Annotated in this window: 16 protein-coding genes; 11 read left to right on the top strand and 5 right to left on the bottom strand. The window is 63.0% G+C overall.

Features of this window, described 5'->3' with window-relative positions:
• Nucleotides 1-652: 652 nt before the first annotated feature.
• Together A5892_RS13890 and A5892_RS20815 are read left to right on the top strand one after the other, a co-directional pair.
• Nucleotides 653-2998: a DUF1266 domain-containing protein gene (locus A5892_RS13890; RefSeq protein WP_317627699.1), complete on the top strand. Its 2346-nt coding sequence runs from the start codon at nt 653-655 to the stop codon at nt 2996-2998.
• Between the two features lie 380 nt (nt 2999-3378).
• Nucleotides 3379-3903: an NlpC/P60 family protein gene (locus A5892_RS20815; RefSeq protein WP_317627698.1), complete on the top strand. Its 525-nt coding sequence runs from the start codon at nt 3379-3381 to the stop codon at nt 3901-3903.
• Nucleotides 3904-3999: 96 nt separating this feature from the next.
• On the opposite strand, the gene A5892_RS13880 is transcribed toward A5892_RS20815, so the two are convergent.
• Nucleotides 4000-4236 carry a hypothetical protein gene (locus A5892_RS13880; RefSeq protein ID WP_064123302.1) on the bottom strand — a complete coding sequence of 79 codons (237 nt, stop codon included), beginning with the start codon at nt 4234-4236 and terminating at the stop codon, nt 4000-4002.
• Between the two features lie 316 nt (nt 4237-4552).
• On the bottom strand, nt 4553-5035 hold the full coding sequence (locus A5892_RS13875) for an FKBP-type peptidyl-prolyl cis-trans isomerase (RefSeq protein WP_027351920.1): 483 nt from the start codon (nt 5033-5035) through the stop codon (nt 4553-4555).
• 325 nt (nt 5036-5360) lie between these two features.
• Here A5892_RS13875 and A5892_RS13870 point away from each other — a divergent pair, with 325 nt between their 5' ends.
• The 3 genes from A5892_RS13870 to A5892_RS13860 all read left to right on the top strand — a co-directional run bounded on the left by A5892_RS13870 (nt 5361) and on the right by A5892_RS13860 (nt 8042).
• A complete protein-coding gene (locus A5892_RS13870; protein ID WP_064123301.1) occupies nt 5361-5990 on the top strand; it encodes an MBL fold metallo-hydrolase in 630 nt (209 codons plus the stop codon).
• 66 nt (nt 5991-6056) lie between these two features.
• Nucleotides 6057-6347 carry a hypothetical protein gene (locus A5892_RS13865; RefSeq protein WP_064123300.1) on the top strand — a complete coding sequence of 97 codons (291 nt, stop codon included), beginning with the start codon at nt 6057-6059 and terminating at the stop codon, nt 6345-6347.
• Nucleotides 6348-6635: 288 nt separating this feature from the next.
• Complete coding sequence (locus A5892_RS13860) at nt 6636-8042, top strand: MBL fold metallo-hydrolase RNA specificity domain-containing protein (RefSeq protein WP_223302673.1); 1407 nt, start codon at nt 6636-6638, stop codon at nt 8040-8042.
• Between the two features lie 545 nt (nt 8043-8587).
• Here the strand turns inward: A5892_RS13860 and A5892_RS13855 are convergent.
• Together A5892_RS13855 and putP are read right to left on the bottom strand one after the other, a co-directional pair.
• Nucleotides 8588-8875: a GIY-YIG nuclease family protein gene (locus A5892_RS13855; RefSeq protein WP_064123298.1), complete on the bottom strand. Its 288-nt coding sequence runs from the start codon at nt 8873-8875 to the stop codon at nt 8588-8590.
• Between the two features lie 136 nt (nt 8876-9011).
• Nucleotides 9012-10505 carry a sodium/proline symporter PutP gene (putP, locus tag A5892_RS13850; protein ID WP_082890476.1) on the bottom strand — a complete coding sequence of 498 codons (1494 nt, stop codon included), beginning with the start codon at nt 10503-10505 and terminating at the stop codon, nt 9012-9014.
• A 411-nt stretch (nt 10506-10916) separates the two neighbouring features.
• Here putP and A5892_RS13845 point away from each other — a divergent pair, with 411 nt between their 5' ends.
• The 6 genes from A5892_RS13845 (at nt 10917) to A5892_RS13825 (ending at nt 14240) form a co-directional block, all read left to right on the top strand.
• The gene (locus tag A5892_RS13845; protein WP_064123297.1) at nt 10917-11228 is read left to right on the top strand and encodes a hypothetical protein; all 312 of its coding nucleotides are present in this window, start codon (nt 10917-10919) and stop codon (nt 11226-11228) included.
• A 193-nt stretch (nt 11229-11421) separates the two neighbouring features.
• Nucleotides 11422-11784 carry a type II toxin-antitoxin system RelE/ParE family toxin gene (locus A5892_RS13840; protein WP_064123296.1) on the top strand — a complete coding sequence of 121 codons (363 nt, stop codon included), beginning with the start codon at nt 11422-11424 and terminating at the stop codon, nt 11782-11784.
• Nucleotides 11784-12104, top strand: a complete 321-nt coding sequence (locus A5892_RS13835; RefSeq protein ID WP_027351913.1) for a helix-turn-helix domain-containing protein — start codon at nt 11784-11786, stop codon at nt 12102-12104. The genes A5892_RS13840 and A5892_RS13835 overlap by 1 nt, the downstream gene beginning before the upstream one ends.
• A gap of 792 nt (nt 12105-12896) precedes the next feature.
• Complete coding sequence (locus A5892_RS20525; protein ID WP_190295619.1) at nt 12897-13046, top strand: hypothetical protein; 150 nt, start codon at nt 12897-12899, stop codon at nt 13044-13046.
• Between the two features lie 118 nt (nt 13047-13164).
• Entirely contained in the window at nt 13165-13566 is a 402-nt protein-coding gene (locus A5892_RS13830; protein WP_064123295.1) for an MbcA/ParS/Xre antitoxin family protein, read from the top strand.
• Complete coding sequence (locus A5892_RS13825) at nt 13563-14240, top strand: RES family NAD+ phosphorylase (protein WP_190295618.1); 678 nt, start codon at nt 13563-13565, stop codon at nt 14238-14240. The genes A5892_RS13830 and A5892_RS13825 overlap by 4 nt, the downstream gene beginning before the upstream one ends.
• 58 nt (nt 14241-14298) lie before the next feature.
• Here A5892_RS13825 and galU read toward each other — a convergent pair whose 3' ends face one another.
• The gene (galU, locus tag A5892_RS13820) at nt 14299-15195 is read right to left on the bottom strand and encodes a UTP--glucose-1-phosphate uridylyltransferase GalU (protein ID WP_064123294.1); all 897 of its coding nucleotides are present in this window, start codon (nt 15193-15195) and stop codon (nt 14299-14301) included.
• Nucleotides 15196-15261: the final 66 nt, after the last annotated feature.

The raw sequence follows: 15261 nt of genomic DNA, 5'->3' as shown, positions 1-15261 counted from the left end.
CCGAGGACGGATCCCTCGACTGGCGCCCCCATTGCCGAGCCGGTACTCGATCTTGGCGCGTATGGCGCCGCTCGGGACGAACGGGCTTATCGATCCGTTCGTGGTGAGCCGGCGAGGAACGAGCCGAGTCGAACCACGGCCCCGGCGCCGAGGACGGATCCCTCGACTGGCGCCCCCATTGCCGAGTTGGTACTTGATCTTGGCGCGTATGGCGCCGCTCGGGACGAACGGGCTTATCGATCCGTTCGTGGTGAGCCGGCGAGGAACGAGCCGAGTCGAACCACGGCCCCGGCGCCGAGGACAGATCCCTCGACTGGCGCCCCCATTGCCGAGCCGGTACTCGATCTTGGCGCGTATGGCGCCGCTCGGGACGAACGGGCTTATCGATCCGTTCGTGGTGGGGAGCGAGGACTCTTCGATATCCGTTCGTGGTGAGCCGGCGAGGAACGAGCCGAGTCGAACCACGGCCTCACCGCCACCGCTCGACCCCCGGCTCGCTGTTCTGGCCCGGGAGAGCGAGAATCGGGATTCGGCTGCGCTTGAGCGCGAGCACGACGGTTTGGTTACAGATACAATAGGCGCCCTTTTCTGGCCATGCCCCCATAGCGGCGGGAGCATGGCCGTCTCGACGTCGGGCCGTGGATGGGAGTGGGTGAGATTGGACGAGGCGCTCAAGGCCTGGTGGCGGCGAAACCTGGTGATGTCCGGCTGGCGCGGTAGTGCGCCGGAGCGCTCGCTGTCGCGCGAGCGCGCTCGTACACGCCTGGCGCGGTTGGATATTCCCGATCGCAGCGAGTTCGCTTGGCGGATGCTGGAGCTTGGCCAGCAGTTGCGGGATGCACCGCGCCATCTCGCCGAGGGGCTGCGTCAGGACGGCCTCGAATGGGTTGCGCTCGGTGCCTGCGCTGGATGGCTGGACGAAATGCGCGTCGACGCCTGGCTTCGCGTGCTGCGCGAAGAGGTGATTCCCACCGATCGTCTCTGGGGCGATGCGGAGGTCGGCGTTTGGCGCGTGCGCGCAGCTTTCGCTCCGGTGCTCGCTGGTCCGCTCGAGCTCGCCACCGACTGGCCCGATGCCCATCGCTTCCTCACCGAGGTATGGGATATCCGCGATCGCGAGGCTTTGATCAGTACCTTGCTGTGGCTTTCTGCCCAGGGGCAGCGCTATGGCTGGGACATCGACGCCCGGCGTTTGAGCGAACTGGATCAAGATGGCCAGCGCGCTTGGTGGGCGAAGATCGGCGGCGAGGCCGCGGGCCGCAGCGGTGAAGACCGCGAGGCGATCGAGGCGGAGCGGCGCTATGCAAGCCTGGTGGTCGAGTTCGTGCAGCGCAGTGAACCGCTCGAGTGGGCCGCGTGGGACTGGCTGCGGCTGGTCGATCTGGCCTTCGCCGGCAGGCTTTTGGGCTGGCTCGGCGAAGAAGAAGCGACGCTCTTCGCCGCTCATGCGGTGGATCTGATCCAGCGCCGCTACGCTGACTGGGCCGGGCTCGCCGAGGCCTACCAGCGCGGGCGCAGCCTGTTCGAGGGGCGTGACCTGATGAAGCGCTGGCACGACGATTGGCGTTTGTTGCTCGATGCCGCCGAGAGCCCCTGGCAGTGGCCGCTCGATGAGCTGCTCGGTGAGACGCTGCGCGACCGCTCCCGTGAGCTGCTCCGCCGGCTGCGTGGTACCAACGACAGCTGGCTGCTGGCGCTGGCCTCACTGCGCGAGCCAGACCTGCTCCATCGCCAGCTCGACAGCGATGCGCTCGATCACGAGCGTCGCGAAGAGGCTCGGCAGTATCTTCTCGACACGCTCGATTGGAGCGAGGAGGAGGGCGCTGAAGGACTTTCGCGCTTCTGGCTGCCGGCCCAGTCCCATCATCTCAACCAGCTTGCCGCCGACGCCCAGCGCGGTGTACTGCCGAGCGCGAAGACCCCGTTCGGCGACGCGGACCCGGTGGCGCTCAAGGTGCGCGACGGGCTGGGAAACTGCGCCCCCTTCGCCGCGACCATCCATATGGCCGAGAAGTTCGCATTCCATCTGTTGATGGCGCGAGATGCCGGAAGCTGTGACGGTGAAGCGCTCGACCAGCTGGTGGGCGCGCTGCGCAACACCCTGTGCCGCTTCTACGCTTCGCCCGCACGGCTACTCGAAGCCTGGGCGGTATGGGAGGCAGCGCTGCCCGAGCAGGAGGAGGAGTCCCTGGTATTCGAGGTGCGCTGGCACCTCGATGACCCGGGCAGCCTGTTCTTCTGGCTCGATTGGCACGCCGCCGACTGGCGCGAGCCCGGCCCGCGACCGTCGTTGAGCCAGTTCTGCTCGCTGGCGCTGACCGGACCGCTGAGCGCGCCGATCTGGTCGCCGCCGACCACCCTGCACGGACGCCTGGCCGAAGAGGTGCTCGATTGGCTGGACAGCCACTATGCGCTGCACGGGCGCGAGGGGCTGATCGCCTTTCTCGATTTTCTTCTGGAGGCCGGCGATCGCCAGGAGTACCAGATCAACTACGCCCCCTACACGCTCAACACCCGCCGGCTGGTCGACGAGATCGAGATTCTCGAAAGCGGAGTGCGCAGCGAGGATGAACAGGTCCACCTCGAACGGCTCAGGCGAGTACGCGATAACGAGGCGCGCTGTAACGAGCGGGACATGACCGCCTGGGACGTCGCCCAGCTGGTCGATCTCTGCGTGGCGGGCCGCCAGCTCGGCTGGCTAGACGATGCGCTGCTCGATCACTACCTGCACAAGGCCTCCGCGCTCGCCCAGGAGCACTACGCGGGCTGGCGTGACTATGCCGAGGGGCTTTACGCCGGCTATGCGTTCTTCATGACCGGTGTGCCCGAGCGCGAGGATTATCTGCGCGAGTTCCGCCAGGCTCTGGTCGGCTGGCTGAGCGGCGCGCCGCCGCTCGCCGGCCCTTGGGCGAGTCTCGACTTTCCTGGTCGCGGAGGCGGGCGCTGGCCGCCGATGCATATAGATACGCTGCCGGGCGATGTCCATACGCTGCACTGAGCGATGATGGCATTCGAGCATGATCGCTTCTCCATATCCCGCATGGTTGAGCCGGTTGGACGGAAATATGGATGAATTGAGAAAATCCGACAGCGTGCACGTTTTTTCGTTTTCGGGAGCAATTGGGCTGGCTTAGTATCTGGGCTGGTTCTGCTCGGGAGCGCCCGCCGCCGGACTACACCGCAAGTCGAAGACGCGCGTCTCGCGGGTCGATAACAACGCTCGGGAATACACTTTTCATGCGCCGACTATCGGGTTGTTGCTGTTTGATGCTCCTGCTGGCAGGTTGCGCAGGCCAGCAAGTGGGATCGGAAAACCAAGCACTCAACGCACCGCTCGCTTCATCTTCGCTTTCGAGCTCGAAAGCACCTAAAGCCAAGATGAAGCGCTCGGCCGGTATCGACGGCAATGCCCGTGACCTAGTGCTCGACTTCGAGCCGGTGAAGCTGATTGCCCCTGGTCGCGTCCGTGAGGTACTGATGGACGAGTACGATCAGTGGGCAGGCACACCGTATCGGCTGGGGGGGGAAGGGCGCCGCGGCATCGACTGCTCGGCCCTGATGCAGCAGGTGTTCCGCTCGAGCTTCGATTTCGAGCTACCTCGCACCACCAACGAGCAGATTCTCGAAGGGCAGCGTATCGAAAAAGACGCGCTGCGCCCGGGTGACCTGGTGTTCTTCCAGCCGTCTCGCCGCCTGCGCCACGTCGGTGTCTATGTTGGCGAAGGCTACTTCCTCCACGCATCGACCTCCCAAGGCGTCAAGCTCTCGCGGCTCGACAACGTCTTCTGGTCGCGTCACTACCTTCAGGCCCGGCGTCCGCTGGATAACGCCCAGCTGGCGATGCGCGCAGGCTCGGCGTCCTCGAACGCGAACCAAGGCTTCCTCGCCTCGGCGGAGTACTGAGCTCCGAACGGTTGGCGGTAGCTGCGAGATATGGAAAAACGGGGTGGCTCCTTGGAGCCACCCCGCTTCGATTCGGGTGCTGGGTCGGACAATCGATCAGTGAGAGCCCGGTTTGGTGTCGAGGCCGCGTTCATCACTGCCCAGGGCAGAGGAGGGGGCGGCGTAGTCGACGTTCACGTAGTTGCCACCGGGACGGCTATCGATGCTCGGGGTCTGGGCATGGTTGCCACCCGGTTGGGTGTCGATGCTCGGGTAGGTCGAAGCACTGGCCTGGAGGCTGGTGGCGCCGAGAGCGATGGCCGAAGCGGCAACGATGAGTTTGAGTGCTTTCATGATTTCTTGCTCCATTTGCGTATGGGCGCAGTGGCGTTGAGCCTTCTTGGCTGCTGCCTTGTGCGATGGAGTGATTATAGTGAGAGCGCTAATTATTAGTAGGTTTCTTATGGAAGCTCTATGTTTCCGAAATGGAAACCATGCATCGATTTGGAGAGGGGATAGGTGCGCTGCTGTGGGGTAAACGCGGCCAGGATTCAGCCGCGTTGGTGGGGGCATCAAGGCTTAACATCGAGAAAGCGAACGGGGCGCATCGGCCGATGCGCCCCGTTTGTTTGCATTGAATGATCGCTTCAATGGCCATGCATGGATGGGCTCAGTGGTGGTGGCCACCTTCGCCGTGGACATGGCCATGTTCCACTTCTTCACCGCTCGCCTCGCGCACGTTCTCGATCGAGACTTCGAAGTTGAGCACTTCCCCCGCCAGCGGGTGGTTGCCATCGACGGTGACGGTATCACCCTCGACCTTGGTGACCGTGACCAGCAGCGGGCCACCCTGCGTCTGGGCCTGGAACTGCATCCCAGCCGCGATGTCGTCCACGCCTTGGAAGGAAGCGCGTGGCACCTCCTGGACCAGCTGCGGCTGGATCTCGCCATAGCCTTCGGCGGGCTCGACCTTGACGGTCAGCTTGTCACCCGTCTGGCGCCCGAGCAGCTGGCGCTCGAGGCCGGGGATGATGTTGCCTGCGCCCTGTAGGTAGGTGAGCGGCTCGCGGCCTTCAGAGCTGTCGAGCACCTCGCCCGCCTCATTGGTGAGCGTGTAGTGAAATGCGACGACTGAGTTCTGGGCGATCTGCATGGGTTTGACCTTTGTGGCTGTATATGTGCATGAATCATCGAGCCGACGGGTCGCCAACCCCGATGAACGCGCTGACGCAACCTGGCGCGTCGTCGAACGGGATGTTCGAATCGATTACAGTGGCCGCGGCAAAGTGGCTTTTCAAGCATGAAGCACGGTTTTTTTCATTTTCGGGCTTCCACTTCGATCAGGGACGATACGTCGGCAAGCTACACATCTGCTGCCTTACTTAGGGCAAGTGCGATGTGAGAAAATAACCGATGCTTGGCCATCGGCCGGCTAATTCCAATCACTGTCCCGTGGCCATGTAACCCTAGGAGAAACAATGGAGTACAAGCTCATTACCGTGACGCCGTTCGTGCAGAACTGTACTCTGCTGATCTGTCCACAGACGCGTCGGGCGGTGCTGGTCGACCCCGGTGGTGAGCCTGATCGGATCGAGGCGGAGATCGAGCGCTCGGATGCCGTCGTCGAGAAGATCCTGATCACTCACGGCCACTTCGATCATATTGGTGCGGTGGCTGAAATGAGCCATCGCTTGAACGTGCCCGTCTTCGGGCCGCACATCCTTGATCAGTTCCTAATCGAGGCGGTGGGAGAGATCGCCAAGGCCTATAATCTTCCCGAACCCGAGTCGTTCGTGCCCGAGCGCTGGCTGGAGGAGGGTGACCGTATCGAGGTCGGCCGTCACGTGCTGGAGGTGCTGCACTGTCCAGGACACTCCCCGGGCCACGTGATCTTCGTCGATCGAGAGGCGCGGTTGATCCAGATGGGCGATGTGCTGTTCAAGGGCTCGGTCGGTCGCACCGATCTGCCCGGCGGCGACATGCGCCAGCTGCTGGGCTCGATTCGCCACAAGCTTTGGCCCTTGGGCGACGACATGCGGTTCATCCCCGGTCACGGGGAGATTTCGACCCTCGGTGAAGAGCGCCTGCACAACCCTTTCGTCAAGTAAGGGAGCTGGGTGCCATGAGGGCGGCAAGGATGGCACGACAACGCTTAAGATGAAGGAGACGTACTGATGTTAGCCACGCTGATCTGGATCGTGATCTTCGCCCTGGTCACGTTCTTCGCCCTCAAGACATGGGACGGTGCATTCGGGAGTGCGGTGAAGCGTTATGCCCCCGAAGTGGTGGCGCCCGATGAGGACTCCGAATTCATCGACCGCTATGTCTGGTCGATAGCCGCGGGCATCCTGGTGGCCACCCTGGTGCTCAATCCGCTGTCGATGATCATCACCCTGGTGCTGGTCGCGGTCATCGCATTCGTGATTGGCCTACTGCTGCGCTGGGCGCTCAGCAAGGTCCACTGAAGTACGCGCTCCTGAAAGGCATCTCGCCTGGTCGTTCAGGCTTCGTCCGTGGCAGACCGGGGCACCGGCACTTCGCGGACGGAGCCTGACTCGACCGCCCGCGCCTGAGGGCCCGGGCCATGGCCGCCTCGGGTCGAGCTGTTCGCATCTGGGGTCGTGGAGCCAGCGAGAAAGCGCCGCCCGAAAGTAAGTCGTCATCGCGGCCGATAGTTACGACGATGACTTTGTTTGCTATGGGGTGGAGGCATGGATTTTTCAGCTCTTGAGCACCATGGTGGTGCAGACACGGTGACCGGATCGTGCCATCGGCTCTCGCTTGGCGGTGGTGCCAGTCTATTGATCGACTGCGGCTCGTTCCAAGGTAAGGACGCAGGCATCCGCAGTATCGATTTTCCCCTCGATGGCGTGATCGCGCTGATCGTCACCCACGTGCACATAGACCACGTTGGGAGGATCCCGTGGCTTCTGGCCGCCGGCTACCAGGGGCCGATCATCTGCAGCGAAGCTTCAGCGCAGCTGCTGCCGATCGTGCTCGAGGACACCATGCGCCTGGATCTCTCTTCTGACCGCGCACTGATCGACGCCTATCTCGACCAGATTCGCCAGCGGCTGGTACCGCTCGCCTTCGAGCAATGGTACGACGACGCCACGCTCGGCCTTCAAACCGAGGGCACACGCTGGGCGCTGCGGCTTCAGCGCGCGGGGCATGTGCTTGGCTCGGCCTGGTTGGAAATCGACGTCACCCCGCCCGAGGCACCGACCCGGCGCGCGGTCTTCTCGGGTGACCTGGGCACTGCCGGCTCCCCCTTCCTCACCGCGCCTCACCCACCCGAACGGGCGGATCTGCTGGTGCTGGAATCGACCTATGGCGATCGCCGCCAGCGCCATTCATCCGAGCGCCGAAAAAGACTTGCCGAGGCGCTCGAGCACGCGCTGTCGAATGGAGGAACGGTACTGGTACCCGCCTTCAGCCTTGGCCGCACCCAGGAGCTGATCTTCGATCTGGAAGCGATCCTCCACCAGCGCGGCGCGACGGCGATCCCACCGAGCGACGCAGAGGCCGAAGCGCTCGCCTCCGTCATAGGTGGCATCGACTGGCCGGCATTACCGATCATCCTCGACTCCCCGCTGGCCGCACGCTTCACCCAGGTCTACCGGCGGATGCACGAGCGCTGGAACGACGAAGCCAGAGCGCTGCTCGCTTCCGGGCGCAACCCACTGGCCTTCGACAATCTGCTCGCCGTGGAAGACCACGACGCCCACCTGCGGCTGGTTCATCATCTCGCCCGCACCCGCCGTCCAGCGGTCGTGATTGCCGGCAGTGGCATGTGCAGCGGCGGCCGGATCGTCAACTACCTGCGCCAGATGCTCAGCGACCCACGCCACGACGTCCTGTTCGTCGGCTTCCAGGCCGAGGGTACGCCAGGCAAAGATATCCAGCGCTTCGGACCGCGCGGTGGCTATGTGCTGCTCGACGGCGAGCGGATCGACATCCGCGCCAGGGTCGAAACCATCGAAGGCTACTCCGCCCACGCCGATCGTGACGGACTGATCGAATTCGCCACCGGCATGCAGTCCACACCCAGCCACGTCCGCCTGGTGCACGGCGAGCACCAAGCCCGCCGCGCCCTGGCCCAAGGGCTCGAGCAGGCCTACGCTGAGCGTGGCGACGAGGTTTTAGTGAAATGGCAGTGAAAGCCCGCTGATGCCTGGCCTTGGCGCTACCCCGACTCGTTCGTCCTGAGCGGCGCCATACCCGTCAAGGTTGAATACCGGCTCGACAATCGGGGCGCCAGTCGAGGGATCGAGCGGCGTCGCCAAGGCCGTGGTTCGAGACGCATCCGAGCATCCTGAGCGAGTACCGCGAGTCGAAGGGTCCTCGCTCCTCACCACGAACGGAGGGGAACCCTTCTTCGGCGCCATCCCCCCTCCCGTTCGTCCCGAGCGGCGCCATACCCGTCAAGGTTGAATACCGGCTCGACAATCGGGGCGCCAGTCGAGGGATCGATCCTCGGCGCCAGGGCTGTGGTTCGAGACGCATCCTAGCATCCTGAACGAGTACCGCGAGTCGAAGGGTCCTCGCTCCTCACCACGAACGGAGGGGAACCCATCCTCGGCGCCATACCCCCTCCCGTTCGTCCCGAGCGGCGCCATACCCGTCAAGGTCGAATACCGGCTCGACAATCGGGGGCGCCAGTCGAGGGATCGAGCGGCGTCGCCAAGGCCGTGGTTCGAGACGCTCAGCTTCGTCGCTTGTGCCGAGCGAGCGCCCTGAGGCTGGCCCATTTACCCTCGGCAAGCGCCAGCTTCTTGGCTCGGCTCCAGCGTTTCAACTGCCGTTCCCGCTCGAGCGCATCCCGGCGCTGGTCGATTTCCTCGAGATGGATCAGCTCTACGGGTAAACGAGAGGCGGTGTAGCAGGAGGGAATCTCACCGCGTCGATGCTGTGCGATACGTGTTTCGATGTCATCGGTATGGCCGATGTAGTAACTGCCGTCACGGCACTTGAGGATGTAGATCCAGAACATCGCGCCTGCCCTCTGTCTTGGTATCTTTAGATTTCGGCAGGCGGCCGGTGTGGTTTACTCGGCGAGCTGGAGCGGATGTCCAAAAACGCCAGCGCCCTCGGTATCGAGGGCGCTGGCGTGCGTCACGCTGCGTGAATCATTTGCCGTGGGAGGCGAGGTACTCCTCATGGGCGGCATCGAAGCGCTCGATCATCTCCTTGCTCGGCCCTTTGCCGATTTTGCTGAAGATCAGGATCGCAGCCGTGCTCGTGATGAAGCCGGGCACCATCTCATAGAGCCCCAGCCAGCCATAGTGGCCCCAAACCGCGACCACCGCCGCACCGGTGAGCATCCCCGCCAGCGCGCCGTTGCGGGTTACTCCCCGCCACATCAGCGAGAGGATGATCAGCGGCCCGAAGGCGGCGCCGAATCCGGCCCAGGCGTAGCTGACCAGGCCCAGCACCAAGCTGTTGGGGTCCGAAGCGATGAGGATGGCGATTACCGAGATCAAAAGGACCATCATCCGGCCCACCCACATCAGCTCCTTCTCCGATGCGCCTGGGCGCAGGAAGGGGCGATAGAGATCCTCGGTGATCGAGCTCGAGCAGACCAGCAGCTGCGCGCTCAAGGTGCTCATCACCGCAGCGAGGATCGCCGAGAGGATGATGCCCGCGACCCACGGGTTGAACAGCAGCTGGGTGAGCTCGATGAACACGCGCTCGCTGTTGGCGTTGACGCCGCCTGCCTGCTGCGGATTGTCGGCGAAGTAGGAGATGCCGAAGAAACCCACCGCGACCGCGCCGGCCAGGCAAAGGATCATCCACACCATGCAGGTGCGCCGAGCGCTGGGGATCACTTTGGCGGAGCTGGCCGCCATGAAGCGCACCAGGATATGGGGCTGGCCAAAATAGCCGAGGCCCCAGGCCAGCGCCGAGATCACACCGATCGCGCTGACGCCGGTGAAGAAGTTGAGCTTCTCGGGAGTGTTCACCCGGATTTCATCGATCGCAGTGCCGATATCGCCGATCGAAAGGATCACGAACACAGGCACCAGGATCAGCGCGAAGATCATCAGGCTGGCCTGGATGGTATCGGTCCAGCTCACCGCCAGATAGCCACCGACGAATACGTAGATGATCGTCGCCGCAGCGCCGAGCAGCATCGCGGTGGGGTAGGAGAAGCCGAACGAGCTTTCGAACAGCCTCGCACCGGCGACGACGCCGGAGGCGCAGTAAATGGTGAAGAAGGCCAGGATGACCAGCGAAGAAACCACACGCAGGATGCGCGAGTGGTCGTCGAAGCGATGGGAGAAGAACACCGGTAGCGTGAGCGCGTTGTTCTGGTGTTCGGTATGTACCCGCAGGCGCCCAGCGATCAGCAGCCAATTGAGGTACGCACCCAGGGTCAGGCCGACCGCGATCCAGCTCTCTGACAGGCCCGAGATGAAGATCGCACCCGGCAGACCCATCAGCAGCCAGCCGCTCATGTCGGAGGCACCGGCGGAGAGCGCGGTCACGAAGCTGCCGATGCTGCGACCGCCGAGGATGTAGTCGGAGAAGTTGGCCGTTGCGCGATAGGCGATGAAGCCGATCGCCAGCATGCCGAGGATGTAGATGACGAAGGTCGTCACCATGGGGGTGCTTGCAGTCATGTGCGTCCCTTGTTGAGTTGTTGCTGGCGCTCGAGGCCTTCCAGAGCCGTTATTGGTCGGTGGTGCTACCTTTTTGGTTGGTGGTAGCTCTTTTGGATTGGAGGGTTGCGCTTTTTTACCCTGTTCACCCGGAATATGCCAGTCGGCCTTTGGTGGGTAATGCTTCAGGTGGGTTGCACCTTTGGGCTCCTGGCGACACTCGTCCAGTCCTTCGACTCGCTTCGCTTACTCGGGATGCTCGGATAGCCGGAGAGGAACGAGCCCAGCCACCGCGAGTGGTGAGGAGCGAGGAACGAGCGTCTCGAACCACGGCCCCACCACCGCCGCACGATCCCTCGACTGGCGCCCCCGTTGCTGAGCTGATACTCGACCTTGACGGTTATGGCGCCGCTCGGGACGAACGGGTGGGGGTTGGCGCCGAGATCCGGCGTTCCCAGCCGTTCGTTCGTGGTGAGCCGGGCCTTCGGGCCGCTGATCATCCTCTCGCTGATGTGGCGGGGAGTTACCCGCAACGGCGCGCTGGCGGGGATGCTCACCGGTGCGGCTGTGGTCGCGGTTTGGGGCCACTATGGCTGGCTGGGGCTCTATGAGATGGTGCCCGGCTTCATCGCGAGCACGGCTGCGATCGTGATCTTCAGCAAAATCGGCAAAGGGCCGAGCGAGGAGATGATCGAGCGTTTCGATGCCGCCCATGAGGAGTACCTCGCCTCCCACGGCAAATGATTCACGCGCCATGACGTCCGCCCGCGCCCTCGCTACCGAGGGCGCGGGCGTTTTTGGCCATCCGCTCCAGCTTGCCGAGTAAACCACACCGGCCGCCTGCCGAAATCTAAAGATACCAAGACAGAGGGCAGGCGCGATGTTCTGGATCTACAATTCGGGTGCTTGCCATCTATGCCCGAACGGATATAATTTCATGGTACAGGAACGCAAGCTCCTCTATTGGGAAGGCTCGTCGAAAAAGGACTTCAAGGAGTTCCCTATCTACGTACAGAAGGACATGGGCGTGGCGCTCTTCGTCGTCCAGTTGGGCGACACGCCGGATTCGGCCAAGCCTTGGAAGGGGTTAGGTTCCGGCGTGTACGAACTGGTTGAAGACTACCGGGGCGACACCTTCCGCGCGGTCTACACCGTGCGGCTCGGCGACGCGGTGCATGTGCTGCATGCGTTTCAGAAGAAATCCAAGTCCGGCATCGCCACGCCGCAGCCGGACGTGGAATTGATCGAGAAGCGGCTGAAAGCAGTGCTCGCCCGCTACGGGGCGAGCGGGAGAACCTGATGACCCGTATCGACCATCCCCAGGGCACCGACAATGTGCTGCTCGACCTCGGTTTTGACGACGCCGAAGAACTGTCAGCGAAGGCTGCGCTCGCACTCAAGCTCAACGAGCTGATCGACCAACGCCGCCTCAGCCAGACCGAAGCGGCGGCGATCACTGGCATGACGCAGCCGAAGGTGTCGCAAGTCCGCCGCTACAAGCTCCAGAACATTTCGTTGGAGCGGTTGATGCAGGCGCTGGTGTCGTTCGATCAGCATGTCGAAATCGTGGTGCGTCCCGCACAGCCGGCGCAGGCGCACGGCATCACCGTCGTGGCCTAATGAAATCGAGGCCGCTAGTTCGGCCTCGATGAACCACAGATCGTAGTGCAGCGTTTTATGAGCCGATTCGTCTGGCGAGAATGGATGTTATGCACGGAATCGCCGGGCCTGGCTGAAAATTAGGATTTGGTGCGTTGACGTACATGAAACGGCTCCCATCTCCATTCCACCGGAGAGTTTGCGCATCTACGACCTCAAATCCGTGCTCGGAAAAAACATAGGTGTCGTAGTCCCTCTTGCTTTCTTCAAGAATGAAATCGTCGGAAAGCGCTTCTGATGCCGCTCCTCGATTGGCAAGATGAATCCACTCTACTGATAGAACGCGAAGGGCCAACGGAACTATTGAATCCTCGATATTCTCCCTGTATTTCTTAACGCCGTCGCTCGATCCCTCGACTGGCGCCCCCCGTTGTCGAGCTGATACTCGACCTTGGCGCGTATGGCGCCGCTCGGGACGAACGGGTGGGGGCGCCGAGGTTCGGCGTTTACAGCCGTTCGTGGTGAGCCGGGCCTTCGTTGACCGGGGTTAGTTCGCGCAAGGTAATGGAGGCCCGAGTCGAACCACGGCCCCACCGCCGCCGCTCGATCCCTCGACTGGCGCCCCCGTTGCCGAGCTGGTACTCGACCTTGACGCTTACAGGCGCCGCTCGGGACGATCGGGCTCATATGCTCTTCGACTGACGAATGTCATCACGCATGCCGCTTCAGGATCGGGGCATTTCATTCCGGCAAGACGCACTGAGTGCAGTAGGGGACGGGACAATCCCGTCCCCCAGGCATGCTGGCATCTCCATGATCGACCGCGCGCGGGTGCCTGCCATGCTGACCTTCCTGCTCTGCTATCTTGGCCTCTCATTGTTCAGCGCGCTGATCATGCTGGTCTGGGTCAATTTCTTCGCCGTGGAGTTCGCGGACTGTTTCCCCGGTGAGCAGATGCCATAGTCCCTTGTGGTTGCCGCTGTTTGGCCCGCTCGTTACATGCTCGATGCCGTTGACCGCATGCGAATGGATTTTATGATATAGTTCGCATATGTAGTCAGGCTGCAGCGAGAGGCCCAGCATGGAAACCGTGGAACGCCTTGAACGTCCCGATACCGCCAGCCCCGAGGCAGGGCGTGTGGCGCTGAAGTTCTTCTTCAATACGATGGAGAAGTGGGGCTGCACGCCAGCGCAGCAGCGTGTCCTCCTGGGCGGCATCGGCAATACCACCTATCACAAGTACAAGAAGCTGCCGCTGGTTCGCCTGCCCCGTGACACCCTCGAGCGAATCTCCTATCTCATGGGTATCCACAAGGCGCTGCGGATCATCTTCAGCAATAGTCCCGAAAGAGCCTATGGCTGGGTGCACAGCGCTAATGCGGCGCCCCCTTTCAACGGTCGCTCAGCGCTTGACTACATGCTCAATGGCAGAGTCATGGATCTGGCGGATACCCGCCGCTACCTTGATGGCGTTCGGGGATGAGGCTGGCGAAAAAGACGCCTGAGTGGCAGCACGCCTATCGCATTGTCAGCAGCGCCTTTCCCCCGATCGACGTCTTCGAAGACACGTTGGATCCGCAGGAGCTCGAGCATGCCTTTGCGATCGAGGCGATGACCAATGACCGGCTGCTCGAGCAAGCCGGCGAGCTTGGGCGGGTGCCGGTGGAAGATCGCATCTCTGGCCCAGGCTCCAGCCCGATCATGGCGGCCTTCACCCATATCGGACGCCCCTCGCGGTTCAGCGATGGCTCTTATGGCGTCTACTACTGTGCCAGCAGCCTGGACGCGGCGATTGCGGAGACACGCTACCATCTGGGCCGGTTTCTCGCTGCGACCAATGAAGGCTCCGTCGAGGTCACCCAGCGGAGCTACATCAACAGCATCATCGAGCCGCTGCACGATGTGCGCGCGAATCACCCCGACCTGCACGACCCGGATCCCACCCGCTATGCCCATTCTCAAGCTTTCGCCGCGCGACTCAGGGCAGAAGGTGCTTGGGGAATTCTCTATGCCAGCGTGCGCGAGCCCGGAGAGGAGTGTGCCGCGCTCTTCCGGCCCCCCGCGCTGAGCATTCCCATCCAGGGGCCGCATCTGCGCTATGTCTGGGATGGCAAAGTGCAAGATATTACCCACGTGCTGGAAGTGACCGAACGATAGACAGCAGGCAATGAAAAGCCACTCCGAAGAGTGGCTTTTTTGCATCGTACCAAAGCGCTCAGTCGGCGTACTTGGCCAAGAGCTCCTTGAAGCCTTCGCCGAATTTCGGATGACGCTTGGCGAACGACAGCGTCGCCTCGAGATAGCCGAGCTGGAAGCCGCAGTCGTAGGTATCGCCGACCATCCGGTAGGCATCGACGCCGCCCTGGGCACGCAGCTGGTCGATCGCGTCGGTCAGCTGGATCTCGCCGCCGGCCCCTGGGGCGGTCCGCTCGAGCAGGGCGAAGATCTCGCCGGGCAGCAGGTAGCGGCCGATCACCGCGAGCGTCGAGGGCTCCTCGCCGGGTTTCGGCTTCTCGACCATGCCAGTGATCATCGCGCTCTCGCCGGGGGCGGGGGCATCGCCTTCGAGTGCGACGATGCCGTACTTGTAGGCGACTTCCCTGGGCACGTTCTCGACCATGATCTGGGCGTGCCGGGTGCGATCGAAGGCGTCGATCATCCCGCCGAGGTCGTTGGGCACCTGGTGGGCGAAGGTGCAGCCATCGGCGTCGACCAGCACGTCGGGCAGCATCACCACGAAGGGCTCGTCGCCGACCACGGGCTTGGCGCAGAGCACGGCGTGGCCGAGGCCGAGGGGTTCGGGCTGACGGACGCTGATGATGGTGACGTCATCGGGGATGATGTTGCGCAGCTCCTCGAGCAGCTCGGTCTTGCCCTTGGCCTCGAGCTGGGTCTCGAGCTCGAAGTGCTTGTCGAAGTGGTTTTCGATCGCGGCCTTGGCGGAGTGGGTGACCAGCACGATCTCCTTGATACCGGCGGCGACGGCCTCCTCGACGACGTACTGGATCACCGGCTTGTCGACGATGGTGATCATCTCTTTGGGGATCGCCTTGGAGGCGGGCAGGCAGCGGGTGCCGAAACCTGCAACGGGAAGGACTGCTTTGCGAATCATCGGCGTTCTCTCTCTTTGGTCTCGATCTGGAGAATTCACTGCCCACCGGCGCCGCAAGCGCGCCAC

The organism is Halotalea alkalilenta, assembly GCF_001648175.1.
GTDB lineage: Bacteria > Pseudomonadota > Gammaproteobacteria > Pseudomonadales > Halomonadaceae > Halotalea > Halotalea alkalilenta_A.
This window is presented reverse-complemented; position numbering and strand designations above follow the sequence as displayed.

What these genes read in the sequence shown, in the direction of transcription:
- galU (WP_064123294.1), bottom strand. Translation starts at nt 15,195, where the DNA reads ATGATTCGCAAAGCAGTCCTTCCCGTTGCAGGTTTCGGCACCCGCTGC.
- A5892_RS13865 (WP_064123300.1), top strand. Translation starts at nt 6,057, where the DNA reads ATGTTAGCCACGCTGATCTGGATCGTGATCTTCGCCCTGGTCACGTTC.
- A5892_RS13830 (WP_064123295.1), top strand. Translation starts at nt 13,165, where the DNA reads ATGGAAACCGTGGAACGCCTTGAACGTCCCGATACCGCCAGCCCCGAG.
- A5892_RS13880 (WP_064123302.1), bottom strand. Translation starts at nt 4,236, where the DNA reads ATGAAAGCACTCAAACTCATCGTTGCCGCTTCGGCCATCGCTCTCGGC.
- A5892_RS13825 (WP_190295618.1), top strand. Translation starts at nt 13,563, where the DNA reads ATGAGGCTGGCGAAAAAGACGCCTGAGTGGCAGCACGCCTATCGCATT.
- A5892_RS13835 (WP_027351913.1), top strand. Translation starts at nt 11,784, where the DNA reads ATGACCCGTATCGACCATCCCCAGGGCACCGACAATGTGCTGCTCGAC.
- A5892_RS13855 (WP_064123298.1), bottom strand. Translation starts at nt 8,875, where the DNA reads ATGTTCTGGATCTACATCCTCAAGTGCCGTGACGGCAGTTACTACATC.
- putP (WP_082890476.1), bottom strand. Translation starts at nt 10,505, where the DNA reads ATGACTGCAAGCACCCCCATGGTGACGACCTTCGTCATCTACATCCTC.
- A5892_RS20525 (WP_190295619.1), top strand. Translation starts at nt 12,897, where the DNA reads ATGATCGACCGCGCGCGGGTGCCTGCCATGCTGACCTTCCTGCTCTGC.
- A5892_RS13875 (WP_027351920.1), bottom strand. Translation starts at nt 5,035, where the DNA reads ATGCAGATCGCCCAGAACTCAGTCGTCGCATTTCACTACACGCTCACC.
- A5892_RS13870 (WP_064123301.1), top strand. Translation starts at nt 5,361, where the DNA reads ATGGAGTACAAGCTCATTACCGTGACGCCGTTCGTGCAGAACTGTACT.
- A5892_RS13840 (WP_064123296.1), top strand. Translation starts at nt 11,422, where the DNA reads ATGGTACAGGAACGCAAGCTCCTCTATTGGGAAGGCTCGTCGAAAAAG.
- A5892_RS20815 (WP_317627698.1), top strand. Translation starts at nt 3,379, where the DNA reads ATGAAGCGCTCGGCCGGTATCGACGGCAATGCCCGTGACCTAGTGCTC.